General features: G+C 70.6%; 22 protein-coding genes. 8 read left to right on the top strand and 14 right to left on the bottom strand.

All coding sequences use genetic code 11. From position 1 onward, the window contains the following. Positions 1 to 45: 45 nt before the first annotated feature. The 3 genes from BIU98_RS12395 to BIU98_RS12385 form a co-directional block, all read right to left on the bottom strand. Positions 46 to 1386, bottom strand: a complete 1341-nt coding sequence (locus BIU98_RS12395; protein WP_071276280.1) for a hypothetical protein — start codon at positions 1384 to 1386, stop codon at positions 46 to 48. Positions 1387 to 1454: 68 nt separating this feature from the next. Beyond that, complete coding sequence (locus tag BIU98_RS12390) at positions 1455 to 2168, bottom strand: ABC transporter ATP-binding protein (protein WP_071276278.1); 714 nt, start codon at positions 2166 to 2168, stop codon at positions 1455 to 1457. Further along, entirely contained in the window at positions 2168 to 4540 is a 2373-nt protein-coding gene (locus BIU98_RS12385; RefSeq protein ID WP_071276276.1) for a protein kinase/lanthionine synthetase C family protein, read from the bottom strand. The genes BIU98_RS12390 and BIU98_RS12385 overlap by 1 nt, the downstream gene beginning before the upstream one ends. 280 nt (positions 4541 to 4820) lie before the next feature. Here BIU98_RS12385 and BIU98_RS12380 point away from each other — a divergent pair, with 280 nt between their 5' ends. Further along, positions 4821 to 8318, top strand: coding sequence for a TM0106 family RecB-like putative nuclease (locus tag BIU98_RS12380; RefSeq protein ID WP_071276274.1), 3498 nt, complete (start codon positions 4821 to 4823; stop codon positions 8316 to 8318). A 6-nt stretch (positions 8319 to 8324) separates the two neighbouring features. Here the strand turns inward: BIU98_RS12380 and BIU98_RS12375 are convergent, their stop codons facing one another. Both BIU98_RS12375 and BIU98_RS12370 read right to left on the bottom strand, forming a co-directional pair. Next, positions 8325 to 9050, bottom strand: coding sequence for a hypothetical protein (locus BIU98_RS12375; protein ID WP_139200692.1), 726 nt, complete (start codon positions 9048 to 9050; stop codon positions 8325 to 8327). A gap of 426 nt (positions 9051 to 9476) precedes the next feature. Beyond that, positions 9477 to 10145 (bottom strand): GPP34 family phosphoprotein, encoded by a 669-nt coding sequence (locus BIU98_RS12370; protein ID WP_071276270.1) that lies wholly within the window; start codon positions 10143 to 10145, stop codon positions 9477 to 9479. A 233-nt stretch (positions 10146 to 10378) separates the two neighbouring features. On the opposite strand from BIU98_RS12370, the gene BIU98_RS12365 reads away from it, so the two are divergent. After that, positions 10379 to 12514, top strand: coding sequence for a DUF262 domain-containing protein (locus tag BIU98_RS12365; RefSeq protein ID WP_139200691.1), 2136 nt, complete (start codon positions 10379 to 10381; stop codon positions 12512 to 12514). Between the two features lie 143 nt (positions 12515 to 12657). On the opposite strand, the gene BIU98_RS12360 is transcribed toward BIU98_RS12365, so the two are convergent. Then, a complete protein-coding gene (locus BIU98_RS12360) occupies positions 12658 to 13461 on the bottom strand; it encodes an SDR family oxidoreductase (protein WP_071276266.1) in 804 nt (267 codons plus the stop codon). Positions 13462 to 13613: 152 nt separating this feature from the next. Further along, entirely contained in the window at positions 13614 to 14408 is a 795-nt protein-coding gene (locus tag BIU98_RS12355; RefSeq protein WP_071276264.1) for an HNH endonuclease family protein, read from the bottom strand. An 82-nt stretch (positions 14409 to 14490) separates the two neighbouring features. Between BIU98_RS12355 and BIU98_RS12350 the strand changes: the two genes are divergently transcribed. Both BIU98_RS12350 and BIU98_RS12345 read left to right on the top strand, forming a co-directional pair. Next, positions 14491 to 15270, top strand: coding sequence for an aldo/keto reductase (locus tag BIU98_RS12350; RefSeq protein ID WP_071276262.1), 780 nt, complete (start codon positions 14491 to 14493; stop codon positions 15268 to 15270). A gap of 1 nt (position 15271) precedes the next feature. Then, positions 15272 to 15823, top strand: a complete 552-nt coding sequence (locus tag BIU98_RS12345; RefSeq protein ID WP_254787883.1) for a cysteine hydrolase family protein — start codon at positions 15272 to 15274, stop codon at positions 15821 to 15823. Here the strand turns inward: BIU98_RS12345 and BIU98_RS12340 are convergent. From BIU98_RS12340 to BIU98_RS12335, 3 genes are all read right to left on the bottom strand, one after another. Continuing rightward, a complete protein-coding gene (locus BIU98_RS12340) occupies positions 15812 to 16246 on the bottom strand; it encodes a PIN domain-containing protein (RefSeq protein ID WP_071276260.1) in 435 nt (144 codons plus the stop codon). The genes BIU98_RS12345 and BIU98_RS12340 overlap by 12 nt on opposite strands. After that, entirely contained in the window at positions 16243 to 16443 is a 201-nt protein-coding gene (locus tag BIU98_RS19480; protein WP_175481350.1) for a hypothetical protein, read from the bottom strand. The genes BIU98_RS12340 and BIU98_RS19480 overlap by 4 nt, the downstream gene beginning before the upstream one ends. 66 nt (positions 16444 to 16509) lie before the next feature. Next, a complete protein-coding gene (locus tag BIU98_RS12335; RefSeq protein WP_139200690.1) occupies positions 16510 to 19932 on the bottom strand; it encodes a DEAD/DEAH box helicase in 3423 nt (1140 codons plus the stop codon). A gap of 90 nt (positions 19933 to 20022) precedes the next feature. Between BIU98_RS12335 and BIU98_RS12330 the strand changes: the two genes are divergently transcribed. Beyond that, positions 20023 to 20463, top strand: coding sequence for a BLUF domain-containing protein (locus BIU98_RS12330; protein ID WP_071276256.1), 441 nt, complete (start codon positions 20023 to 20025; stop codon positions 20461 to 20463). A gap of 48 nt (positions 20464 to 20511) precedes the next feature. On the opposite strand, the gene BIU98_RS12325 is transcribed toward BIU98_RS12330, so the two are convergent. Both BIU98_RS12325 and BIU98_RS12320 read right to left on the bottom strand, forming a co-directional pair. Next, positions 20512 to 21921, bottom strand: a complete 1410-nt coding sequence (locus BIU98_RS12325) for an amino acid permease (RefSeq protein ID WP_071276254.1) — start codon at positions 21919 to 21921, stop codon at positions 20512 to 20514. A gap of 85 nt (positions 21922 to 22006) precedes the next feature. After that, positions 22007 to 22339: a hypothetical protein gene (locus BIU98_RS12320; RefSeq protein ID WP_071276252.1), complete on the bottom strand. Its 333-nt coding sequence runs from the start codon at positions 22337 to 22339 to the stop codon at positions 22007 to 22009. 273 nt (positions 22340 to 22612) lie between these two features. Between BIU98_RS12320 and BIU98_RS12315 the strand changes: the two genes are divergently transcribed. Then, complete coding sequence (locus BIU98_RS12315) at positions 22613 to 22933, top strand: hypothetical protein (RefSeq protein WP_139200689.1); 321 nt, start codon at positions 22613 to 22615, stop codon at positions 22931 to 22933. A gap of 106 nt (positions 22934 to 23039) precedes the next feature. After that, complete coding sequence (locus tag BIU98_RS12310; RefSeq protein ID WP_071276248.1) at positions 23040 to 23477, top strand: hypothetical protein; 438 nt, start codon at positions 23040 to 23042, stop codon at positions 23475 to 23477. Between the two features lie 36 nt (positions 23478 to 23513). On the opposite strand, the gene BIU98_RS12305 is transcribed toward BIU98_RS12310, so the two are convergent. After that, positions 23514 to 24134, bottom strand: a complete 621-nt coding sequence (locus BIU98_RS12305; RefSeq protein ID WP_071276246.1) for a hypothetical protein — start codon at positions 24132 to 24134, stop codon at positions 23514 to 23516. Between the two features lie 115 nt (positions 24135 to 24249). Continuing rightward, on the bottom strand, positions 24250 to 25698 hold the full coding sequence (locus tag BIU98_RS12300; RefSeq protein ID WP_071276244.1) for an APC family permease: 1449 nt from the start codon (positions 25696 to 25698) through the stop codon (positions 24250 to 24252). Between the two features lie 124 nt (positions 25699 to 25822). Between BIU98_RS12300 and BIU98_RS12295 the strand changes: the two genes are divergently transcribed. Then, positions 25823 to 26251: a hypothetical protein gene (locus BIU98_RS12295; protein WP_071276242.1), complete on the top strand. Its 429-nt coding sequence runs from the start codon at positions 25823 to 25825 to the stop codon at positions 26249 to 26251. Positions 26252 to 26611 lie beyond the last annotated feature (360 nt).

The raw sequence follows: 26611 nt of genomic DNA, 5'->3' as shown, positions 1-26611 counted from the left end.
GACGTGGTCGACCGCACGGCAACGCTCGGGGACGAAGCGCGGCCGCTAGAGGTGACCGTTCGATGTGTGGACCGTCGGGGGAGCAGCGTCTCCCTGCGGGGTGATCGCCAACGGCATTCGCCGGGGACGTCGCCCGTCGAGGACGACACCGACGAGCTCGCTGCACACGAACACTGTGGCAGAACCGATCATCGTGGTGAGCGCGGCGACGATCGGCACGGTCGGGCTCACGGCAAGGAACGCCGAGGCCTCTATGCCGCTCGCCATGCCCACCAACGCCACAGCGAGCGCTGCCGAGAACCCGATCAGCGCTCCGCACGCCCCGACCGCGATGGCCGCGACGAGCAGCGCGGCTCCGGTGCAGGCACTGGTGCAGCCGATTCGTCGGAGCCGGGCGAGGTCGGCACCCGTACCGCGACTCTGAGCCAGAGCTGCGCCGACCGCAGCCGCACTGGAGATGACGAGCGCCGGTCCGAGTGTGACACTCAGCTCGAGCATGCCCGCCCCGGCCTTGTCGCTCGCCATGCTGGCCGCGACGGACGCCGTCATGGCCCGCGTCACCGCGAGCCCGACCCCGGCTGTGACGAGTGTCGTGAGCGCGCCGAACGAGGCGATCCGTGCTCTGGCGATCCGGAGGCCGATGATCGTTCCAGTCGGCCCTGCTCGCAGGAGACGAGCGACGATCCCGACGACGCCCCGGGCTGCGTCCGATGCGAGGATGCTCGAAGCGCCGACGAGCGCGAACGCCGCTGCGGAGAGGATGACAAGCGGTCCGTCGGTCGAGTCGAGCGTCCGCAGCCGGTCGGCGGCGACCTCCTCTCCGGCGCCTCGGGCCAAGCCGACCAACTGTGGTGCCAACGTGACCGCGAGCACGGACGGGATCAGGATCATCGCCACCAAGAGGAGAGCGCCGGCAGCCCTCCAGACAGGACCGGAGCGGGTGACGCGGGCTCCACCCGCGTGGGGCCCGCTCCACCAGCCGGCCGCGCTCACACAGGCGAGCAGGCCACTGATCTCCCCGGTCGGCATGCGCCCCAACGGGGGAGGCGCCACGTGGAGCACCTCCGCGAGTCCGGCGAGCCAGGACGTGGTCAGGTACTCGCCGGACAAGACCCCTGCCAGCGCGGCGACGAGTGCCGCGAACGAGACCACCAGTACCCCGAACACACCGAGGGCCACCTCGGTCGCGCCGAGCGCCCGCAGGACACGCTTCTCTGGCTGCAACGAGATCGCGAGGCCGCGAGCAGCCAGGAAGGACGCGACCACGGCGCTGAGCGCGGTGAGCTGCACGATCGCCTCGAGCGGCTCTGCGGTACCCGAGGTGCTCGAAGCGAACGCGAGCGTGCCGCCGAGCACCACGCTGAGTCCGAGCGTCGCCGTGACCACCGTGACCAGGAAGCCGAATGCTGGCCGGGGGTCAGCACGAATGGTTCGGACGAGTACCGGGACAGCAATCACCGCGACGCCCCCATCAGGTGACGGACCTGCTGCTCCGAGGGGCGATCGAGCACAGCGTTCGTCCGGCCGTCGACCAGCTGGACGAGGCGATCGGCGTCCGTCGCCAGCTCGACGTCGTGGGTCACGACGAGCACCGTCCTCCCTGAGTTCGCAGCGCCGCGGAGCAGCGAGCGGACGAGTCCGGCCTTCGACTCGTCAAGGGCAGTGGTCGGCTCGTCGCAGGCCAGCATCGGCGTACCCGTCGCGCATGCCCTGGCGATGGCGACACGTCGGCGCTGGCCTCCCGAGAGGTGGCGAACCGGTGTTCGACGTACTTCGCGGTCGAGGTCGAGCGCCAGGAACATGTGTTCCGCGAACCCACGGTCCGGGTTGCGAGCGAGCCGCTGAGCGAGCAGGACGTTCTCATCGACGGACAGCGCATCGATGAGGTCATCCGTTTGACGGGCGGAGGCGATCACTCGCGCCCGGAGGCGTGCTCGACCGCGGTTCGTCGCGGGGTGCATGCGTGTCTCGCCGAGCAGGACCGAGCCGGCTGCGGGGACTTGGATCCCAGTCACCAGGTCGAGTGCGGTCGACTTGCCTGCACCCGACGGCCCGACGACGGCGGTGAGCATCCCCGGTTCAGCGCGGAGGTCGAGGCCGCTGATGATCTTGCGTCCGTCCGGGTACGCCGACCGCGAGGATATCCCGAGGGCTGACAGCGCGATCATCAGCGTCCACCGCGGAGGAACGACGGAGTGTCCTGCGGGCCAACGTGACCGCGATCGAAGTCCTCGATCGCGGCCAACGCGCTGAGTATTCCTGCCCCGCCGTGTCCCCAGCCGTCATCGACTGCTCTGAGGTGTTGGTCCGGGTAGGCGACCCCATCGGCGGTCTGGAGGCGGTGGAGCGCGAGTCGTCGACGATGCTCATCGAGTCGCTCCGAGACGGAGGTGACGGCGGACGGCGTTGCTCCGAGCTCGCCGACGTCGACGAGGAAGTGAACGAGGCCTGCGCGTCCGTCGAGTAGTCCCGGATGCGCGGTGAATGCGGGCGAAGCCGATGCAGCCACGTCGTGAAGGACCGGTAGGAGCGATTCGTCCGACGTGGCGCGGATGACCTGGACGAGGGCGGCCCCGACGCCGGCGGACCCAGACGCGAGGAAGGGCACGAGTCGGCTGCCGTTGCGAAGCTGCAGGCCCCAGCCTTCTCGGTGCTCAAGGCGCTGCAGATCGAGCTCGAGCAATCGGCTTGCGGCCTCGACGGCTCGGGCATCGTCGTGTAGACGCCCGTGGAGTGCCAGGAACAGGGCAATGCCGGAGGGGCCGTGGCGGAGACCCGGTGCCAACCGCAGTGAGCGGTCGCGGTCCGCACTGAACGCAGTCAAGCGTCCTGCGATCATTTCGGTCATCTCTCGGTGGACCGCTCGTGCGGGAGCACACAGGAGAGCGAGCCCGATTCCCGCGAGCCCGTCCTCGAGGTCGACGCGGTGCAGGTCGAGCACTGCCGCCCGCAGTCCGGCCAGGAACCGGGGATCAGTGCAGCCGAGCAGGGCCTTCGAAGCCGCCCCCGAGAACAGTCCGACTCCGGCCATGAAGCTGCCGTCGGCGATCGCGTCGGGGGCACCGGTGTCGATCCCGGAACGTTCGAGCGCGAGTCGGATCCCGTCACCGCCGTGCTCGAGACCCGGCCGGACATCCGGGTCTGTCGAGGCCGTTCTCGTCTGGACGGCGCTCCGAGTCTCGGCGACGTCGGGGAGCGCCGTACGGGCAGCATCCGGGCGGGGAAGTGCCACGCAGCGACCGAAGGCGCTCCGGAGCCGGTCCACCGGCGCGTTCGGGAACCAGGATGCCGCCGCGGCGAGCGTCTCCTCGATCTTCCCGGCGTCGAGGGGGAACAGCTCGGTGAGTGGGACGAGCGCAGCCAGGTGCAGGCACGCCACCGCGAACCAGTCCCGGTCCGGCCCGGTGACCGCGGTCGGAGCGCTGAACCCAGGGGTCGCTGGCCCGGGTGCGACGGACTGCCCAGCGATCACGCACGACTCGAAGTCGATGAGCCGCACGGCGGTCGGCGACTCCAGCAGCACGTTCCGGGGTGAGACATCGCCGTGGACAGCTCCGGTGGCGTGCAGCCGGGTGAGCTCGCGCTCGATGGCATCCACGGCGACACGAACGGTTCGCTCGTGGTCGTCGAGCCTGCTGCGGTCAGCCGCGGCAGCGGTCAGCGGGTTGAGCGACATGACGGCGCGGTTGAACGGCGTACCCGGCAGGCGTTCGATCATGGTGAATGCCGAACCACCGGAGCGGAACGTGCCGAAGGTGCGGGGTGCCACCTTCGCGGCTTCGAGCAGCTGAAGGACCTCGTTCTCGTGTTCGAGACGGCTCGCAGCGTCGAGACCGGCGTGCTCAGCGACGAACTCCCTGCCTTCCTTGAGGACGACCTCGCCGTGCACGTCGTGAGACGCGCGATAGACGCCGCCAGCGTTCGAGAACGAGTAGGCGCCGGTCACGGACATCCGGGACAACGCCTCGTCGGGTGCAGTGGTGCGGAGACGTTCCGCCGCCGCCCAGCTCGGCAGGTCCACCCAGTCGGGTGGGTCGAAGACGACGCCTCGGCGGTCGGGTACGAGGCGCCCGCTCGGGGCCCGGACAGCGGGCTTCCCGTTCCACGTTGAGAGTGAGCGGAAGGCGCCGTAGCGGATGTGCACGATCGAGTCTCGCCACTGGAGGTCTCCGAGGATCCGTGGCCCGCGGCAGCCATGGAGGAGTGCGGCGAGGCGGTCGAGCAACGCTTCGTCCACCTCGGACGCGGGAGGGTAGATCGTCACGAACTTCCCGCTGCTCGCGCGCGGCGCGTCCTTGTCGTTGGATCGGATGAGCCCAGTGGTGTCGACCAGGTGCTTGAACGGCCACCCCGCGGTCCTGCAGAAGACGGCTGATCGTGCCTGGACCTCATCGGCGTCCTCTGTCCGAGCAGAGAGGTGGATCTTCCAGCCCTGGTCGGGCAAGGCGGCATCGGAGCGCGCGTAGCGCGTCCAGTTCTGGTCGGTCGCGACCCGCCATCCTGACCAGTCGAGGTCCTGCTGTACCCATCCGTTCGCCATCCAGCGATGCTGGCAACGCTGGTATTGACATGTCAAACGTGGCGTGTGTACGTTCGGAGCGTTTCTTCATCGCGAAAGGACGAACGACATGAACGCTCACGACCTGCAGGCGATCGAGCCGGACGCGCCCGAGGAAGGCGGCCACATCCTGCTCTCCTCGGTCAGCTTCTACATCTGCTGGTAGTCCGAGCGCACCACGGAACGGGTCGGACTCCCTGCCAGGAGCCCGACCCGTTCTCGTGCAGTGCCGACGTCACCGGCCGCCCCTACGGTTGATCCCATGCAGATCACCACCGAGGGCCGGCCGCTCCTCAGCCCGAGCGACCTCACCACGTGGGCGACCTGCGAGTGGGCGTTCCTCCGCCGCCTCGACGCCAAGCTCGGCCGTGCGGAACCCCTGCCGGACGAGCACGACGACATGCTCGACCGCACGGCCAAGCTCGGGGACCAGCACGAGTCCGACTACCTCCAGATCCTGAAGCAGACGCACGACGTCGTCGAGTTCGACCGCCCTGCACCGCCGCAGTACGCCGAAGCAGCGGAAGCCGCACGAGATGCCATGCACGACGGCGCCGACGTCCTCTTCCAGCCGACCTTCCATGCACCCCCGACCGCCCACACCGCGGGCTTCATCGGCTTCGCGGACTTCATCATCCGCAACGACGCGGGGGAGTACGAGGTCTACGACACCAAGCTCGCCCGCCACGCCAAGATCAGCGCGCTCCTGCAGCTCGCCGCCTACGCCGAGCAGATGCAGGCACACGGCATCCCGACCGGGCAGCAGGTGCACCTGGTCCTCGGCGACCGCACGACGACCACGCACGACCTGGCCGACATCGCGCCGGTGTACCGCACGCAGCGCGCCGAACTCCAGCGCGTGATCGACGAACGACTCGGCGCCGACGAAGCCCTGCAGTGGGGCGACCCGAGGTACAGCAGCTGCGGCCGCTGTGGGGCGTGCCAGCAGCAGGTCGCGCAGCACCGCGACCTGGTCCTCGTCGCCGGCATGCGCCTCGACCAACGGACCAAGCTGATCCGGCAGGGGGTGCGGACGATCGACGACCTGGCGGTCCGCACCGCCCCGGTGCCCGGCATGTCGAGCACGACGCGAGATCGCCTGGTCCGTCAGGCGAGCCTCCAGATCGAGACGGAACGAACCGAGACGGAACGACGTGCCGCGGAAGACGGAACGCAAGCGGGTACGAGAACGCCGGCCTTCGAACTCCTGGACCCGACCGCACTCGATGCCATCCCGGCGCCGGATGCCGGCGACGTCTTCTTCGACTTCGAGGGCGACCCGCTGCACACCGAGGACGGCGTCCACTGGGGCCTCGACTACCTCTTCGGCCTGGTCGACGACCGCGCGGACTTCACGGCGTTCTGGGCGCACACGATCCGCGACGAGCGTCAGGCGCTCGTGGACTTCCTCGCGTACGTGCAGCAGCGCCGCGCGCAGTACCCCGGCATGCACGTCTACCACTACGCGTCCTACGAACGGACGCACCTGCTCTCGCTCGCAGCGCGGCACGGCGTGGGGGAAGAAGCCGTGGACGACCTGCTCCGCGCCGGGGTCCTCGTCGACCTGTACCCGATCGTGCGCAAGGCGCTGGTCGTCGGCAGCCGCAGCTACTCGATCAAGAAGCTCGAGCCGCTCTACATGGGGTCGGACCTGCGCGAGAGCGACGTCACGAACGCGGTGGACAGCATCACCGCCTACGTCGACGCGATCGAGGAGCTCCGCACCGGTGACTCGGCCGAGGGGCAGCGGATGCTCGACCAGGTCGCGGACTACAACGCCTACGACTGCCGCTCGACGCTCCGCCTGCGCGACTGGCTCCTGTCGCTCAAGCCCGCCACGACGGACGCGCCGCTCGAGCTGGACCTGCCGCCGGTGCCCGTCGAGCGCGAGCCGAACCCCGTGTACGTCGCACTGAGCCAGCACCTCGAGCACGTGGACGCCCTCGACCGCACTCCCGACGAGACCGCGCTGGCGCTCGCCGCAGCCGCGATCGACTACCACCGGCGCGAGGCCAAGACCTTCTGGCAGGACCACTTCGACCGTCTCCGCAACCCGGTCGACGAGTGGGCCGACACGCGCGACGTCCTGGTCGTCGAGCGCGCGTCCGTCGAGCGCGACTGGGCCACGATGCCGCGCGCCCGGTCGCAGTCACGAGAACTCCGGTTGTCGGGGACGCTCGCGCCCGGCAGTCGGCTCCGGCCGGGAGGCTCGCCCCACCTCGTCTACGACACCCCGACTCCGCCATCGGTCGGCTCGCCCGGCCCCGGGTCGAAGGGGGCGTCGGACCGTGCGGTCATCCTCGACGTGCGGGACGACGGCGAGCACACCGAGGTCCTGCTGCTCGAACGGCTTCCGGTCGGCGGTGAGCCCCACCACGAGTACCCGGTCGCACTCGCGCCGTCGGCCCCGCCGCGCGCCAAGCCCCAGCCCGAGGCCATCGCGGAGTGGGGCGCGCTCGTGCTCGACGAGCTCCCGGCGATGCTGCCGGACCCCGCGCTCGACCTGCTGCGCCGGGTGCCGCCACGGGGTGCATTGGAGCCCGTGGCCGGAGACGACACCGTCGGCGCGGTCGTGACGACGCTGCTCGGGTTCGACCGCTCGTACCTGGCGATCCAGGGGCCTCCCGGCACGGGCAAGACGTACGTCGGATCGAACGTCGTCGCGCGGCTCGTCCGTGAGCACGGCTGGCGCGTCGGCGTCGTCGGACAGTCCCACGCGACGAGCGAGAACTTCCTCGACGCCGTCATCGCCGCGGGGGTCGCAGCCGAGCGGGTCGTGAAGGTGCCGAAGGCCGGCGCGTCCGAGGACGAGCTCGAGGCAGCGCGGTGGACACCGGTGAAGAACAACGCCGCGGTGGGTGCGTTCCTGTCGTCGTGCGAGGAGTCGGGCACCGGAGGAGTCGTCGGTGGCACGGCGTGGACGTTCGCGAACGAGACGACGATCGCCCGGCGTTCCCTGGACCTGCTCGTGGTCGACGAGGCCGGGCAGTTCTCGCTGGCGCCGACGATCGCGTCCTCGATCGCGGCGACCCGGCTGCTGCTGCTCGGGGACCCGCAGCAGCTGCCGCAGGTGTCGCAGGGCTCGCACCCCGAGCCGGTGGACCAGTCGGCGCTCGGATGGCTGGCGGACGGCGAGCACGTGCTGCCGCCGGAGTTCGGGTACTTCCTCGCGCGGACCCGGCGGATGGAGCCGGCGCTGACCTCGGCGGTGTCGGGGCTCTCCTACGACGGGCAGCTGACGTCGATGGTCAGGGGCCGGCACCTCGAGGGCATCGAGGCCGGCGTGCACCCGGAGCCGGTCGTGCACGCGGGCAACACGACGTCCTCGGAGGAGGAAGCGGCGCGCGTGGTCGCCCTCGTGAAGGACGTCGTCGGGCGCACCTGGACTGACGGCGACACCGTGCGGACGCTCACGGACGAGGACGTCATCGTCGTCGCGCCCTACAACGCGCAGGGGGCGGTGATCCGGCAGGAGCTCGACCGGGCCGGACTCCGGGGGACGCAGGTCGGCACGGTCGACATGTTCCAGGGGCGTGAGGCCGTCGTGTCGATCGTCTCGCTCGCGGCCTCGTCCGCATCCGAGATCCCGCGCGGGCTCGACTTCCTCCTGATGCCGAACCGGCTGAACGTGGCGCTGTCGCGGGCGAAGTGGGCGGCGTACCTCGTGTACTCACCCGCGCTGACGACGGCCCTGCCGCCCTCGATCCCGGGGCTGTCCCTGCTCTCCCGCTTCATCGAGCTCGTCGAACCGCGGGACTGAGGTACGTCAGCCGGCTTGGACCGTGCCGACGGCCGAGGAGTAAGTGGCCACGGCACCGAAGCGGGCGCCGATGACGGTGACGGACCAGGCGGTGGCGTCGTCGGACACCGAGTAGAGCACGCGGGCGTCGTCCGGGACCGGTGCGAGCCCGGTGCCGTCGACGAGCATGATCCGCTGCGGCGCACGCATGCCGACCGCGAGCTCCGGCGGGAACGGTCCCGCTCCGAACCGCTCGCGCATCACGAACGCGAGCGTGCCGGCGCTCTGCGTCACCGCGGCCTGTTCAGCGTCTCGCGTCGGCGGCTCGGTGGCGCTCGCGGCGACCGAGGGGTCCTCGGCGGTGCTGGGCGCGGCGGCGGTTCCGGCCGGGCTCGTCGTGGACGCAGCAACTGGTGCCTGCGGCGCCGGTTGGTCGGCTGCTTGGAGGACGGTCGAGGTGTCGCCATCGCGGATCGGCAGTGAGAGCGCAGGCAGCTGTACGCCGACGTTCGTCAGTGCCATGCTCATCACGGCGTAGACCATGAGTGCCGTACCGACCGATCCGAGGATCGCGCCGCCGCGGCCGAACGCCCGAGCCGTCGCAGAGCCCCACCGCGCCGCACGCTTGGCTCGGACGCCGACCACGATCGCGGTGATGCCGATGGTCGAGACGATGAAGCCGGTCGGGATGCCACCTCGTTGCGGTTCGACGAGAGCGATCACGACGCTCCCGCCACCGAGGAGCATCGCCATCGTGGCGTACGCCCACGGGCGGGTCCGACGACGAGGCGCGACTCCGAGCCACGGCTTCGGGTCGTGCAGGGCGGCGCCCCCGCGGCTGGGTCGGCTCGCTGATGCGAACGACTCCGGCGGGGACCAGTCACGCGGTCCGGGTCCACCCAATGGCATCGTCGCCCCCCGATCGTTCATCTGCGACGGACGGCATCCTCCCGTGGATCGATGGACGTGAACGATCCCCAGAACGGGGCGGGAGCAGGAGCGGGCCGCATGCGCTGTCAACACTGGCCCCGCGCCGCCGGGAGTCGGCCGTCCGTGCAGCAGAGTTCCGAAGGGGCTGTGACGGATCCGGTTCAGGAACGTCGAGGTTCGTCGACCGGATCCGTCAATGCCGAGAACGGGATCGGTCGTACCGTCGCTCGGGCCGCCGCATCGGGACGATCAACTCGTGATGGACGTCGTGGCCGTCGTCGCCGCGGTGACCGCGACCACCGAGACGATCACGGCCATCTGGAGCTCGTCGAGCACGGCCTTGACCGCGGGGGACGCCCACGCGCCCGATGTGACGTCGGCGACGAGCCCGCGGTCGACCGTCCCGAACTGCTTCCGCAGCGAGCCGGTCGCGTCCAGCAGCCCGATGACCGCCGCCGTGAAGGGCGTCGGAGCGGATCGGGCGGCGAGGACGTCCGCGATCGCCGCTCGGAGCAACGACTCGGGTCCGCCGTCCCGCTCGGGGTAGGTGGTCGACGGGAAGATACCGAGTGTCTTCCGCTGCGCCTCGGAGAGCAGACCATTCGCGACGAGGCCGCCGAGCACGTCATCGCGGAGCGGACGTCGCCCGAGCTTCGACACCCACCACGTCGCCTTGCGCGGTGCTCCGGAGCCTGCGATCACGCCGACCACTGCGTCGAGGACCGGGTCGCCCGTGGCCGTGCCGTCGACGACCTGGACGTCCTTGCCGTGGAGCGACACGGCACCGCGCAGTACGAGGTCCGCCAGGACGGCACCGGCCAGGCCGGCGTCGAACGTCTGGCCGGCGACGGCGCGACGCCCGTCGGGCTCGATGAGGAGCAGCGCGAACGCCTGGGGGACGGTGAGGTGTTCGGTCATCGGGGGAGTTCGCGTCCGTCGTCGCTCGGCTGCGTCCGCTCTGCACCTCGGCCGAAGCTGGATCCTGTCGCCCCGTTCGCGTTCATCGTCTTCCCCTCGACGGTCGTGTGGTCGTCCATGCTGCCACGGCCGCTCAGCTCGTGCCGTCCTCCACAGGCAGCGGCGACACGGACGCCGTCCACAGGAGCTTCCTCGGCGCTCACGGGTCCTTCGTGTGTTCCTACGCTGCCGGGATGGACGTGCAGGAGACGACGATCCGGCAACTGCTGGAGGGCTCGAAGCAGTACGTGGTACCGCTGTACCAACGACCGTTCGGCTGGGGTGCCCGGCAGCGCACCCGGCTGTGGCAGGACGTGCTGACGCTGGCGGCGCTGCGGCGGACGAACCCCGCGGCGACGCACTTCATGGGGTCGCTGGTCCTCGCCTCGGGCAGGGTCGGGCCGACCGGCGTCGAGTTCTTCGTCGTCGACGGGCAGCAGCGGCTCACCACGCTGTCGATCCTGCTGTGCGCGATCCGTGACCACCTCGGGGCGCACCGCGCCGACGACCCGATGCTCGCCGCGAGCCTGCACGACCAGTACATCGCCGACCGGTACAAGTCGGGAGACGCTCGGCTCAAGCTCCTGCCAACGCGTGCGGACCGAGAGAGCTTCCGCTCGGTGGTCGACGACGGGCTCGGTGCGTCGTCGGACACCGCCGCCGCGCCGAGCGAGGTGACCGCCACCTACCGGGACTTCCGCTCGGCGCTCGACGACCTCGAGGACGGCGTGGACCGCCAGCGCGTCGAACACCTCCGGGACGCGGTGCTCGGCGGACTCGCGTTCGTCTCGATCACAGCGAAGGGTGACGACGACGTCTACCGGATCTTCGAGTCGATCAACACCACGGGGCTGCAGCTGACGCAGGCGGACCTGGTGCGCAACCACCTCTTCATGCGGCTGGGGTCGCGCGGCGAGACCGTCTACACGTCGTGGTGGCTGCCGATGCAGGAGCGCCTGTCAGCCGAGGACCTCGAACTGCTGTTCTGGCTCGACGCGGTCGCGGACAGTCCGTCGTTGAAACAGTCCGAGATCCACCCGGCGGTGCAGTCACGACTGGCCGAACGGTCGGACGCGGAGGTGGTCGACGAGGTGGTGCGGCTCGCGCGGCTCTCCGAGCTGTTGGCCGTGATCCGGCAGCCGTCGCTCGAGTCTGACGTCGCCGTCCGTGAGCGCCTCGAACACCTGGCCGAGTGGGGATCGACCACGACGGTCCCCATCACGCTCCGGCTGCTCGCACGTCGTGCCGCCGGTCGGACGACGTCGAACGAGACCGCCGGGGCGCTCGCCGCGATCGAGTCGTTCCTGGTGCGCCGCACGATCACGGGACGTGGTGGTGAGGGCGTGAACCGCACGCTGCTGCAGGCGTGCGGGGAGCTCCGGGACGACGCCGCGACGTCGGACGACCGGGCGGTGCTCGACTACCTCTCGGCCGGACGGAAGCACTTCGCGGACGACGCCGCCGTGACGGAGGCCGTCCTGAACGCCCCGTACTACCTGCGAGGGCGGCGTCCCCACCAGAAGCTGGTGCTGGCGTGGGTGGAGGAGTCGCTCCGACCGAAGGAGCCGATCGACCTGTCCGCGACGACGATCGAACACGTGCTGCCCCAGCGCCTCACCCCGGCGTGGCGGCAGGTGCTCGAGGCGGATGCGGGGCCGGGGGAGTCGGTCGAGGCGCTGCACGACGGACTGGTCCACACGCTCGGCAACCTCACGCTGACCGGGTACAACGCGGAGCTGGGCAACCGGCCGTTCGCGGAGAAACGCGTCGAACTCCAGGCGAGTGGCCTCCAGCTCAACCACCGCATCGCCGCGGAACCGGAGTGGGGAAGGGCTGAGATCCGCGCGCGCGGGACCTGGCTGGCGCGGCGGATCTGTGCGCTCTGGTTGCCACCGAACCCCGAGCAGCCTGCACGTGTCGGTGCTGTCCGGTGGGACGTCGTCCACCGTGCCGTCGCTGCCGTGCCGCCCGGGTCCTGGACGTCCTACGGCGACCTCGCGGCGCTCGTGGGGACGCACCCGATGCCGATCGGACAGCACCTGGCGACGACGCCGATGCCGAACGCGCATCGGGTGCTCCATGCGCAGGGATCGATCCCGCCGGCATCGCGCTGGTCCACAGCCGACGGCCGCGACGTCCGGACCGTCCTGGTCGAGGAGGGCATCGTGTTCGGCACCGTCTCCGGCCGCGCGTCGCAGTCGCAGCGCCTCGACGCGGTGGCCCTGTCGCGCCGACTCGCGACGCCGCCGCCGCCGCTCCAGGCGTGGCGGGCGCGAATGGAGCCTCCTGGCCGGTGTGCCGGCCCTGGCGCCGTTGGTGACGAGCTGTGACGGATCTGGTTCGCGATGTCCGGGTCACTGCCACCGGATCCGTCAGCGCGCGGATCGGGAGCGGCCGTCTGCCGGACGGGCGGGGCGGGACGGTGGCGGGCCGAGCCTCCAGCCCGTTCGCGGCCCCGCCGCCTCGATCGGACTCAGTACTTGGCCGACTGCCCGCCGTCGATCGGGACGACCGCCGCATTGACGTAGGAGGCGTCGTCGGAGAGCAGGAACGCGACGACCGCGGCGATCTCGGGGGCCTCGCCGTAGCGCTTCGTCGGGTTGACCTGGATGAACTCCTCGGCGGCCTTCCGCGGGTTCTCCGGGTCGATCTGCTTCATCGAGTTCTCGACCATCGGCGTCCAGATGGCGCCGGGGGCGATGGCGTTGATCGAGATGCCGTACTGGCCGTACTCGACGGCGGAGTTGCGGGTGAGCCCGACGACGCCGTGCTTGGCGGCCGCGTAGCCGGACTGGTTGCCGACGCCGCGGATGCCGCCGACGCTCGCGGTGTTGACGACCTTGCCGGAGCCCTGCTCGCGCATGACGGCGAGGACCTTCTCGAGGCCGAGGAACACGCCACGCAGGTTGATCGAGACGACCTTGTCGAACTCGGCGGCGGTGAAGGACTCGGTGAGGTTCTGCCTGCCCTCGATGCCGGCGTTGTTGAAGAAGCCGTCGATCCGACCGAAGCGCTCGACGGTGGCGGCGACGTAGGCGTCGACCTGGGCCTCGTCCGAGACGTCCGCGATGGTGGTGAGGACCGCGGCGTCGGGCGCGACCTCGTGCACGGCGGCGACGGACGCGGCGAGGCCCTGCTCGGACACGTCGACGAGGGAGAGTGCTGCGCCCTCGGTGGCCAGGCGGACGGCGGTGGCGCGGCCGAGGCCGGAGCCGCCGCCGGTGATGAGGACGACGCGGTCGGTGAAGCGGGGGGTGACGGTGCTGGTCACGGTCATGGGAGGCCTCCTGAGGTCTTCGACGTTGAAGGTCGATGCGTGCGCATCAGCCTTCGACCAGGCTACACCTGTCGTCTATCTCGTTCGGTCGGGTCCGTCGACCGGGTCGTTCGGCCGGGCTCCGTCGGCCGGGCTCGCTCGGCCTGGCTCCCTCAGCAGCGGGCGAGGACCCGTTCGATGGCGGTACGCTCGGCGGGCACGACCCAGAGCCGGTACGTCGTCTTGACCGCGACCTGGTGCTCGACATACGTGCAGCGGAACGCGGTGTTCGAGGGCAGCCAGGTGGCTGCGTCGCCGGACCGCTTCTGCGCGTTCGAGTGCTGGTCGACCGCGAAGAGGTTCTCGGGGTCGTTGGCCAGGGCCTCGCGCTCGTCCTGGGAGAGCTGCTGCCCGCCGGTGCGCCAGACGTTCTCGAGGGCGACAACGTGGTCGATCTGCACCTCCGTGGACGTCGTGTTCCCGCGCACGAAGTCGATCGTGGCGCCGGTGTACGGCGACACGAGCTCGCCGGCGAGCACGCGGCACGGACCACTGCGGACGACGTCGGTGAGGTCTCGCGCGAGGACGTCGTTGCGCGTGTCGCAGCCGTTGCGGTCGACGTCGAGCCAGGCGGAGCCGAAGTCCCCGGTGCGGTCGTACCCGGTGGCCGGCGCGGGGCCCTTCACCGGGAGCGCGGCGAGCAGGTCGCGGGTGTGGGCCGCGGCAGCAGCCTGTGTGGCGGTGGGCGCCGTCGGCGCGGCGCTCACGGAGGTCGCTGGGCTCGCGGAGAGGGTGGGGCTCGCTGGGCTCGTGGGGCTCGCGGCGGTCGGGCTGGAGGCTCGGTTCGGCTCCGGCGCGGACGGTTCGGCCGTCAGGGTGGCGTACCCGGCGACGACGATCGCGAGGAGGACGAGCACGGACGTGATGCCCGTGCGGAGGCGGATGGGTCGGCGTCGGCGGGACGGCATTGCTGGTGGGACTCCTGTGGTGCTCGGCGGTTCCCGTCGATCCTGGCGGACGCCCCCGACATCGCCGCGTAGACACGAGGACATGACCGACTACGCAGAACCGTCCGTTCCGGTGCCCGGTGGAGCGATGCCGCTCCTCGGCTTCGGCACCTGGCAGATCGACGACTCCGACGCGCCCGCCGCCGTGAGTTCCGCCCTCGAGGCCGGGTACCGCCACATCGACACCGCCACCGGGTACAGCAACCAGCGCGGCGTGGGGAAGGCCATCGCCGACTCCGGGCTCGCCCGCGGGGACGTCTTCGTCACGACGAAGCTCCCGCCGGACAACGCCGACCGCGTCCGCGAGACCATCGAGGAGAGCCTCGACCAGCTCGGGCTCGACCACCTCGACCTGTGGTTGGTGCACTGGCCGCCGAACGGTGAGGCCCGCCCCGACGTCTGGCAGCAGCTCGTGCAGGCGCAGCAGGACGGCCTGACGAAGGCCATCGGAGTCAGCAACTACTCGCTCGCCCAGATCGACGAGCTCATCGAGGCCACCGGGGTCACGCCGGCCGTGAACCAGATCAAGTGGAGCCCCGTCGAGTTCGATGCCACCATCGCGGACGGGCTGCGCGAGCGTGGTGTCGTGCTCGAGGGCTACAGCCCCTTCAAGGCGAGCAACCTCGAGGACCCGACGCTGGTCTCCATCGCCGAGGCGCACGACGCCGACGCTGCCCAGGTCATCGTCGCGTGGCACGTCGCCCACGAGTTCGTCGTGATCCCGAAGTCGTCGAACCCGGAGCGCATCCGGTCGAACGCTGCCGGTGCCACGATCAGCCTGTCCGAGGACGAGGTCCGTCAGATCGACGCGCTCGGGCACTGACGTGGCCGGCAGCGCACTCCTGGTGATGGACTACCAGAACGGCATCGTCGACCGTCTCGGCAGCGAGGAGTCCCTCGCTGCCGCGACGGCCGCGGTGTCCGCCGCGCGTGAGCGGCACATCCCGGTGGTGTTCGTCCGGGTGGCGTTCCGCCCGGGCGCTCCCGAGGTCGCTGCGTCCAACCGGATGTTCGGCGGCATGCGGGACCGCATGGGGTCGCAGGCTCCCGGTGCCACGGACGTCCACGCCGCGTTCGGCGTGGACGACGACGACCTCGTCGTGACGAAGCTCCGCGTGAGTGCCTTCGCCGGGTCCGACCTCGAGGTGCTGCTCCGTGGGCTCGAGGTGCGCAACCTGGTGCTCGCCGGCATCGCCACGAGCGGTGTCGTCCTGTCGACGCTGCGGCAGGCGGCAGATCTCGACTTCGGGCTGACGGTGTTGTCGGACGCGTGCGCGGACGGCGACCCGGAGGTGCACCGGGTGCTGCTGGAGAAGGTGTTCCCGCGGCAGGCCGACGTCGTCACGACCGCGGAGTGGACTGCTTCACTCGGCTGAGTGGAACGCGAGCGGCCAGTCCGGCAGGTCATCCGGCGCATCGGTGATCACGGTGACGTCAAGTCGTTTCGCCGCCGACGCCAAGCGCTTGTCGAAGGTGGCCAGAGCGTCGGCGCTCGAGACCGCCGTGTGCAACACCGTGGCATCGGGCGCGCGGAGACCCAGCTCCGCGCGGAGAGCTGCGACCCCGGGTGCGTCATCCGAGGTGATGGGCAGCACACTCACCCCGAGCGCGGCCAGCAGCGCCGTCACCCCCTCCGTCCGACCACGTCGGTGCGGTCGGACGAGAAGCTCGGAGAGTGCAACGGCGTTCGTGGCGAACTCGTCCCACTCATGCTCGTCGATCAGGTCGACGGCGCGCTGATGGCTCGCGTCCTCAGCGTCCGACCACGCGATCAGGACACTCGCGTCGAGGGCGATCACTGGTCGGCGGAGCGCAGGTCTTCGAGGTAGTTCGGCGGGTACATGCCCGAGAAGATCCCGGTGCCGCCGAACAGCGGCACGTCCGTGCCGTTGGGCAGCCTCAGGACGGATGACATTCCGGTCGCGGAACGCACCACATGGGCGCGGTCAGGTTCGAGGACAGAGCGACTGATCGGCGGCGCATCGAGAAGGAGCATGCGCCGACGCTAAGCGCGGACAACCCGCCGCCGCCAACTCTCCGGATGTTGCATCTCGCCGCCGGTTCAGTCGAACAGGGAGCGCACGTCCTCGGCGGTCAGGTCGTCCGCGAACAGGGCGTCGTCATCGATCATCGTGGCGAACAGCTTCGCCTTGCGGGCCGCGAGTGCCAGGACCTTCTCCTCGATGGTGTCCTCCGCGATGAGCCGGTTGACGTTCACCGGCCGGGTCTGCCCGATGCGGTGCGTCCGGTCGACGGCCTGCGACTCGGCCGCGGGGTTCCACCACGGGTCGAGCACGAACACGGTGTCGGCCTCGGTCAGGGTCAGCCCGAACCCGCCGGCCTTGAGCGAGATGAGGAACGCCGGCGCGGTGCCGGTGCGGAAGCGGTCGATGACCTTCGTGCGCTGCCTGGTCGACCCGTCGAGGTAGTCGTACCCGATGCCCCGCTCGTCGAGGGCCGTCGCGACGAGCCGTAGGAACGACGTGAACTGGCTGAACACGAGCGCACGGCGTCCCTCGGCCGCGAGCTGTTCGAGCTCGTCGAGCAGCAGGTCGAGCTTGGCGGAGGGGATCGACGTGTCGCCGTCCGCGACGAGGGCGGGGGAGAGCGCGAGCATCCGCAGCAGCGTCAGTGACCGGAACACGATCATCCGGTTGCGGTCGAGGTCGTCGATCAGGTCGAGCACCTTGAGGCGCTCCCGGTTCAGCGTCCGCTCGTACACCTCGCGGTGCGCGGGGTCGAGCGTGACCCGCACGACCTGCTCCTGCTTCGGCGGCAGGTCGGACGCCACGCTCTCCTTCGTCCGGCGGAGCATGAGCGGGCGGATCCGGCGACGGAGTCGGGCGGTGAGCTCCGACCGGGCGTCACCGCGGAGGTCAGGCGACGCGAGCGGCTTCACGTAGTCGTCGCCGAACCGCGTCCACGACGACAACAGCCCGGGTGCGACGATGGAGAACAGCGCCCAGAGGTCGGTGAGGCCGTTCTCGAGCGGTGTGCCGGTGATCGCGATCTTCACGGGTGCCTGCAGCTCCGCGGCCACCCGGTGCGTCTGCGACTGCGGGTTCTTCACGAACTGGGCCTCGTCGAGGAGCAGCGCCGACCACCGCTGCTCCGTGTAGGCCGCGGCGTCGAGCCGGAGCAGCGCGTAGGAGGTCACGACGACGTCGGCGTCCGCCGCGGCCCTGGCGACGAGCGACGGGTGCTTCAGCGAGGTCGTCTCGATCGTCGTGACCCGGAGTGACGGGACGAACCGGGCGGCCTCGAGCGCCCAGTTGCCCACGACGGAGGTCGGCGCGACGACGAGGAAGGGCGGGTCGTCCGGGTGTGACGCCCGCCGGTCGGCGATCATCGCGAGCGCCTGCAGGGTCTTGCCGAGCCCCATGTCGTCGGCGAGCACGCCACCGACCCCGTGCGCCACCAGGAACGACAGCCACGCGTACCCGGACCGCTGGTACGGCCGCAGGTCCGCGTGCACGGTCGACGGCACCGCGAGGTCGGTCTCGGGGGCAGCGTCGAGCAGCCGCGAGGCGATGTCCTGCCAGCGTTCGTCGTGGTCGGTCTCGTCGGCGAGCTGGTCGAACTCGGACCACAGCCCGGCCTGCAGCGGCGTGACCGTCATCGTCTGCGACGGCTCCCACTCGTCCTGCTCGCGGGCTTCCTCGATGAGCTCCTTGAGCCGGTCGAAGGCGGGGTCGGCGAGCGACAGGTAGGAGTTGTCGATGAGCTTCATCCGCCGGTCCCGCTTGGCGAGCGCCCGGAGCAGCGGGGTGAACGGGATCTGCTTGCCGTTGACGCTGACGAAGATCCCGAGGTCGAACCAGTCGTGCTTGTCCGACGGCATCGTCGTGACGCGGATGTGCGGTCGCCCGGTCAGGCGCTCGTAGTCGAGTCGTTCGCCCTGCACCACCACGCGGACGCCGTGGTCGCCCAGCGTCGGCAGCAGTTCGGTCGCGAGGACCGCGACGTCCGCGCCCTCGACGGTGCCGTCCTGGAACCAGTCGAGTCCGCCGCCGGGTCCGGTCGCGACGTGGTCGCCGTCCACACCGACGGGAGGCTCGACCTGCGCTACGTCGTCGGCCGCCGGTCCTGACGTGGCCGGCTCCGCGGCCTCCGCATCGGGAGCAGGTGAGGAAGCGGCAGGGGCCAGGTCGTCGGTCGGCGCGACGTCGTCTGCCGCCAGCACCGTGCGCAGGTCGGGCAGCGGTCCGTGCATCGACACCGCGTCCTTGCGCCCGTCGACGTGCCAGCGCCACTGCAGGTGCGCGACGTCGTCGGTCCGTGGCGCCCGGGCCGGCTCGAACGTCACGGTGAGGACGAGCTCGGGCGGCGTCCGTTCCGGCAGCTCGATCGAGCCGTCGGAGCTCACGAGCCCCAGCGCACCGCGGAGTCGAGGGGACCAGTCGGCCAGGAACTCGTCGACCTCGGCCGTGGGGACGGTGATGCGCGAGCCCTCGACGAGCATGCGGCGTTGGTCCTCGGGCACCGGGTCGGGCGTCGGCGCGAGGTCGACGTGGAACTCGGGCGACTCGCGGAAGACGTACACGCCGTGGTCCCCGACGAGCCGCGCGGCGCCGTCGGCTGCGGGGCGGCCGTCGAGCACGGCGCTCGTGCCGATGACGAGTCCCGCGTCGGACCGCGCGACGTCGAGCAGCACCCGGGCGTCGGCGCCGAGGGCCACCCCGCCCTCGCGCTTCCCGGTCACGAACGCGACGCCGAGCCCTGGGGCCTGCCGCAGCAGTGGCCACAGCAGGGGGCTCTGGAAGTCGTCCAGGTGGATCCAGTCGCTCTCCCCGGGCAGCCCCGCGAGCTGACCCGCACGGTGGAGCGCGGCGAACTGCAGGAACCAGCCGTGCTGCTCGGGGGAGAGCCCGAGCCGGTTCATCGAGTAGGGGAGCGTGCCCCAGGTGAGCTGCCCGCGCACCCAGTTGCCGGCGCCGCTCCGCGTGACGGGCCGGACGCCGAGCCGCACGGAGCGCGAGGGCGCCGCGAGGGTCCGCCCCGCGGCACGCGCTCGCGCGGCCATCCGTGCCGGGACGGCGTCGCGGAGCTCGAACTGCAGACCGAGTGGGGTCGTGGTGCCGGTGGTGATCGGCTCGTCGGCGTCACCGGCGAGGCGGGCGACCTCGTGCCTCCAGTCCGTGGTGGACGCGACCGGTGCTTTGGACCGGGGGCCAGCGTGGGCGGCGACCGCTCGCGCGTTGATGGTGAGGAGCGCGGCGGCGACGTGCTTGCACTCGCCGCCGATCGGGCACGTGCAGCGGGACCGGACGGGCCGGACGAACTCGCCGCGGGCGACCGTGGTGTCGACGTGGACGTCGTAGGGCTCGTCGGCGGAGCCGGCGACCGTGGCGGTGATCGAGCCGTCCTCGTGGGAGGTGGCGTCCTCGACGAGTCCGCGGCGGACGAGGTCACGCGCGCGGCCGAAGGTCTGGGGCCCGACGAAACGGATGACGTCGACGGCGTCGATCATCGGGGCTGCTGGCACAGGCCCATCGTGCCACGCACCCCGGACAGGGGCTGTCGCTGGTGTGGCAGACGAGGCAGGCTCAGGGGAGGTCCGTCAGGGAGGAGCACCATGCTGCAGTCACTGGTCTACATGAGCTCGGCCGTCGAGCAGTTCGACGACGACGAGCTCGAGGCGGTGCTCGCGTACTCACGTGAGCGGAACACCGCCGATGGCCTCTCCGGCATGCTCGTGCACCGCGCCGGCCGCTTCATGCAGCTGCTCGAGGGGCCCTACGACGCCGTGATGGCGACGTACTCCCGCATCCTCGCGGACGAGCGCCACGGTGACGTCTCGCTGCTCGTGGAGGAGTCCATCCACACCCGGCGCTTCCCGGAGTGGTCCATGGCCTTCGACCGCTCCGAGGAGAACGGCACACCCGACGGCTTCAGCGGCTTCCTGACGCAGGGTGACCAGAGCGCCGACCACAGCCGGCCCCGCGAGCTGCTGCGGTGGTTCCGCAACCACCCGCTCGCGGACCCGACGGCTGCCGAGGGCAAGCACCGGCGCTGACCGGCGTCGGGCCTCGTCGTCCAACTTGCTGTGCCTGCGGGGCGGCTGTCAGGCCTTCTCGGCCAGCTTGCTGTGCTTCCGCGAGTAGCCGAAGTACACCCCGAGCCCGATCGCGAACCACACCGCGAAGCGCACCCATGTCTCCCACTGCAGGAACGTGACGAGCCACAGTGACGCGATCACGCCGATGACCGGCACGATCGGCATCAGGGGCAGCTTGAACTGCCGCGGCAGGTCCGGCTGCGTGTAGCGGAGCACGACGACGGCCGTGCAGACGACGACGAACGCGAGCAGGATGCCGATGTTCGTCAGCTCGGCGACGACCCCGATCGGCAGCACGCCCGCCAGCACCGCTGCCGCGATGCCGAGGATCCACGTGACCCGCGTGGGGACGTGTCGCTTCGGGTCGGTCTTGGCGAACCACGCGGGCATCAGGCCGTCGCGGCTCATCGAGAACCACACCCGCGAGGCGCCGAGCATGAACGTCACCAGCACCGTGACGATGCCGACGATCGCCCCGATCGCGATGACGTTCGCCACGCCCCCGAGCCCGACCGACGCGAACGCGGAGGAGAACCCGGACGCCGGGTCGATGTCCGTGTACTTCTGCATGCCGGTCAGCACGATCGTCGCCAGGACGTAGAGCACCATCGAGATGCCGAGGGACAGCAGGATCGCCTTCGGCATGTGCTTCCGGGCGTCGACGGACTCCTCGGCGGCGGTGGACATGGCGTCGTAGCCGAACACGGCGAAGAACACCGTCGCGGCTCCGGTCATCACGCCACCGAAGCCGAACGGGAAGTACGGGTCGTAGTTGGCGCTGTCGATGTGGAACACGCCGAGCACGACGATGAGCACGACGAGCGCGACCTTGATGCCGACGGTGACGAACTCGAACCGCGCGGCACTGCGGATGCCCCGCGTGAGCACGAACGCGGTGAGCAGGCAGAGCAGGATCGCGAAGACGTCGATCACGTGTCCGTCGCCGGTGCCGGGCGCGCCGAGCATCCACGCGGGCAGGTCGATGCCGAACTGGCCGACCAGGAACCCGACGTAGCCGGAGATGCCGATCGCGACCACTGCCACGATCGCGGTGTACTCGAGCAGCAGGTCCCAGCCGATGAACCACCCGACGATCTCGCCCAGCACCGCGTACCCGTAGGTGTAGGCGCTGCCGGCCTTCGGGATCATCCCGGCGAACTCCGCGTAGGACAGTGCAGCGGCGGCACTCGCGACCCCGGCGACGAGGAACGAGATGAGCACGGCGGGTCCGGCGACACCGTGGGCGACCGTGCCGGCGAGGGTGAAGATGCCCGCGCCGATGATCCCGCCGATGCCGATCGCGGTGAGCTGCCACAGCCCGAGGTGCCGCTGCAGGCCGCCGTCGCCCCCGGTGTCGTCGTCGATCTCCTCGATCGGCTTGCGACGGAACAGGGTGGGGCGCGGCGTCGTTGTCACCCGGCCAGGATGCACCTTCGGCGGGGTCCGTGCTCGGTCCTGCTCGTCTTCGGTGGTTCGCGCTCCTGCGCGCCGTCCTGCGTCCTCAGTGCGTCGCGTAGGGGGACCAGAACGGCCGCGGCAGCGCACCGCCCGAGACCATCTCGAGCACCTGGTAGAGCAGCATCGCGAGCCCCACACCGGCGACGACGACGGCGACCCACGCCCAGGCCCGCGGCGCTCGCCGACGCCCGGAGATGCTGATCGCCCGCCAGGAGCTGAGCAGCGCGGCCAGGCCGAACACCGCCCCGAGGACGCAGTGCCGGACGATCGACTCGGCAGGCACCAGACACCCGAGCACGAGCGCGATCACCGCGAGGACGACGGCGGCGAACGCCGGGGCTGCGGGGGGTTCGTGGTCTCGGGTCCGAGCGGCCATGCCCTGACCATACCGACGCGGCCAGCTGTCCGGGAGACGCCGGTCCAGGGGGCACGGGCTGACCGACGGTCGCTCCGGCGGGCATGCTGGGACCATGCGTTCGACCGTCCGTCTCCTGCCGCTCCGGGCCGTGCCGTCCCGGCTTCGCGGTGTGCGGCGGCCGTCCGGCGGGCGCCGCTGATGCCGCCGCGGCTGTCCGCTCCGGACGCCCCTGCGTCGACGACCGGACGGGAGGCTCGCCAGCCCCTGGTCGGCGGGCGTCGCGTCGCCGACATGGTCGCCACGATCACCGTGCTCACCATCGCGACGGCGGCTGCGCTGGCGGTCGCGTGGGGGATCGTGTTCCTCTCCCTCGGCTTCCACTCGTGCTCGGCGCCGGGGAACCGGTGTGACGAGACCCTCGGCGGGGTGGTCGTCTACGCCGGACCCGTGGTCGTCGCCCTCATCGTGGTGCTGGCCGTCGTGGTGAGCGTCCTGCGGCTCGTCCGGCGCCGCATGGCCTGGCCGATCGCGGTCACCGGGCTCGTTGCCGTCGTCGCGGTGTTCTTCGCGGCGCTGTTGCTCGTCGACAGCGCGGTGACGCTCGGGATCTAGGACTCCGCTGCGGAGCCGTTCCTCCACAGGGCCGGTCATTCCGTCGGTTGTCCACAGTTCTCGTCGTGGGCGTGCTCGGGGCGTCGGCGTCCGCGAGCGTGGAGGCATGCCAGACACCGACGTGCTCGACCGACTCGAGCGAACCGCAGTCCGTACCGACGACGACGTGGTCGACCTCGTCGTCGCACTCCTCGAACGCCCCGTCCGCCGACAGTGCTGGGTGCTGTTCCTCGGCGCCGACGCCGTGCCCATCCGCCTCGTGATCCCGATCGCCGACCTGCCGTACCAACCCGACGAACACGTCGAGGACTTCGCCGCCCTGGTGGCCGACCTCATGGAGCAGGTCGATGCGAGAGAGGTCGTGCTCGCGTGGGAACGCCCGACCACCACGGAGCTCTCCCCGGTCGACTGGGAGTGGGTCGACGCCATGGTGTGCGTCTTCGCCGAGTACCGCGTTCGACTGCGAGGGCAGGTCGTGGTGCACGACGGCGGTGCGTCGATGGTCGAGCTCGACGACGACGAGGTCACCGGGGCCGCGGCATGACGGGGTGCAGCGCGGTGCGGAGCGTGGTTCTGGGGGTCAGCCCTGCGGGGCGGTGTCCGGCACGGTCTCGCCGGTCAGGCGCTCGACGATCGCCTTCGCGGCCGGCCACGACTTCGCGTAGTGGTCGGGGTCTGCGTTCACCTGCACGGCGTGCGCCATCTGCGTCGGCGTCATCGTCTTCCACCCGGGGACCTTGACGAGCTTCGCGTAGAACATCGACGCGGCCGTGTACGGGTCCATCCGGTCGGCGTACGTGCCCCAGGCGCCGTTGTCGCGCTGCTGGAACAGGCCGCGGCTGTCCGGCCCGACCGTGTCCCCGTGGTCGAGGTTCTGCAGCCCTGACTCGCCGATCGCCGTCATCACGCCGACGGCCTGGGTGTGCGGTCCGATGCCGAGTGCCCGCGCCGCCTGGATCACCGAGGCGGCGTTGACCAGGCGGTCCTGGCAGTACCCGGCGACGGGGCCAGCGGGGACGACGATCCCGCCGACGGTCTTGGACGCGACCGCCGGACACGTCACCGCCCGCGGCGTGGACGCCGAGTTGCCGATGCCGGAGAGCGAGTTGACCGCGATCACGACGAGCACGACGACACCGATGCCGACCGCGACGATCCCCGCGCCGAACACCGATGCCAGGGTGATGCCGACGCGGCGCATGCTCGGGTCCTTCCGTCCGGGTGCCAGGACGAGGGTACGAGGGCGGCCTGGGAACGGCCGCCCTCGACATGCCCCGGTCCGAGGGTCACCCGTGCGCGCTCGGTGCGTCGGTCGGTCAGCCGCGGTGCTCGTCCTGGTGGACGACCTTCGTCGGCTCCGTGACCACGCCCGTCGGCGGCTTGCCGGCCTGCTTCCGGCCGTGGGTGAACCACGTCACGGCCCACAGCAGGATGCCGAGCCCCAGCAGCCCGCCGGCGATCTGGTACTGCTCGATGTCGCGGCCGGACGAGAACGGCAGCACGAGCCACAGGCAGGTGACGATGCCGATCACGGGGATGACCACCCCGGCCTTGAAGTGGCGGTGGTCGACCTTGTCGCGGCGCAGCACCAGGACCGAGACGTTCACGACGGCGAAGACCGACAGCAGCAGCAGCGACGTGGTGCCGCCGAGGACGACGACGATCGGGGAGTCCGGGCTGAGGGACACCCACCCGATCAGCGCGAGGGAGATCAGCGTCGTGAAGACGATCGCGGTGGACGGCGTGCGGCGGGTGGGGGACACCTTGGCGAGGAACCCGGGCAGGACGCCCTGCTTGCTCATGCCGTACAGCAGTCGCGACGCCATCATCATGTTGATCAGGGCGGTGTTGGCGACGGCGAACATGGAGATGAACGGCAGCAGGTTGCCGATCGGGAAGTCCGGTGCGGCGGTCTGCACCACGGTGACCAGCGGCGTCTCGTTGCCGGCGAGCTCACCGATCGGCACGACGGCGACGGCGCAGATGGACACGAGCACGTAGATCACGGCGGTGATGCCGAGGCCGGTCAGCATCACCTTCGGGAAGATGCGCGAGGGGTCCTTGGTCTCCTCGGCCATGTTCACCGAGTCCTCGAAGCCGACCATCGCGAAGAACGCCAGTGAGGTCGCGGTGGAGATCGACAGCAGCAGGCTCTTGTCCTCGGGCGTCTCGAACATCACCACGCGGGAGAAGTCGGCGTTGCCGCCCGCCATCGCCCAGAACCCGATGAGGATGACCATCACGAGACCACTCAGCTCGACGAGGGTCAGCACGACGTTCGTCTTGACGCTCTCGCTCACCCCGCGGAAGTTGACGAGCATCACCGCGAGCATGAAGCCCATCGCGATGAGCATCACCACCGTGTTGGGCAGCTCGAGACCGAAGCCGACGCCGAGGTTGGCGGCGAACGCACGCGATGCCGTCGACGCCGAGGTGATCCCGGAGCACATCACGATGAAGGTCACGATGAACGTGACGAAGTGGACGCCGAACGCCTTGTGCACGTAGAGCGCGGCACCGGCGGTCTGTGGGTACTTCGTCACGAGCTCCAGGTACGAGAACGCCGTGAGCAGGGCGACGGAGAACGCGATGAGGAAGGGGAGCCACGCTGCCCCGCCCACCTCCGCGGCGACCTGACCGGTGAGCGCGTAGACGCCCGTGCCGAGGATGTCTCCGATGATGAACAGCAGCAGGAGCTTGGGGCCGATGACCCGTCGGAGCGCTGGCTGCTCCGTGGACGGGCGTTCGGTGTTCGTGGTGGCCATGCACACACTGTTCCCGACGATCGCTTCCCTGTCGAGTCTCACAGAGTTCTCGACCTCGATCGCAACACGGCCGTGCCCTGCCCGAAACCGGACGACGTGCCAGCGCCCGGCTACGATCCGCTGCATGGACGACGAGTCGAACACCACCGAGGAACCCGTCGAGTTCGCGGACTTCAACGCCAAGCTGCTCGTGCTCGACGTGCTCTGCTACGACCTCGGCGTGCTGGAGCCCTATGACGCCGACACCGCCGACGAGACCGATGAGGACCTCGACGTCGAGGGCCAGGACGACCGCGCCCGCGAGTACTACGACGACCTCGACCTGCTGCCGTCGCACCTGTCCCTGGTGACGGAGCTCACCGTCGACTCCGCGCTCGAGGTGCTGCAGGACGTGCACCCCGGGTGGGAGGGCACCGACGACCGCTTCGACCCGCAGAACTGGGACGACGTGCTCGACCTCCCCGCGCTCCGCACCGTGTACGCCGCCACCCGACTGCCGGCGCACGTCGCCGACGCCCTCGCCGCGAAGGACATCGAGGTCCGCTCCGCCTGACCCGGCGCCGCCCTGCCCCGCCCGCGCGAGACGCCCCTGTCTGCCGCGAAACACCCCCGTCTGCTGCGAGACACCCCTGTCTGCGCGAGACGCCCTTCTGAGCGCGAACCGGCCCTGCCTGCTGCGAGACACCGCTGTCTGTGCGAGACGCCTCCTCGTACTCGAGACGCCGCCGAAAACTGCGGCGTCTCGAGGTCATAGGGACGTCTCGCTGACACACCGGCGTCTCGCCCAGGACTCGCACGTGAGACGCCGGCGTCTCGCAGAACTTCGAGACGCCGGCGTCTCACCGAGCCCCGGCGGCGAGACACCCCTGTCTGCGCGGGACGCTTCCTCGTGCTCGAGACGCCGCCGAAAACT

Source organism: Curtobacterium sp. MMLR14_010, assembly GCF_001865015.1.
Taxonomy (GTDB): Bacteria; Actinomycetota; Actinomycetes; order Actinomycetales; family Microbacteriaceae; genus Curtobacterium.
The sequence above is the reverse complement of the archived record's forward strand: the minus strand, read 5'-3'. Positions and strand labels throughout refer to the sequence as shown.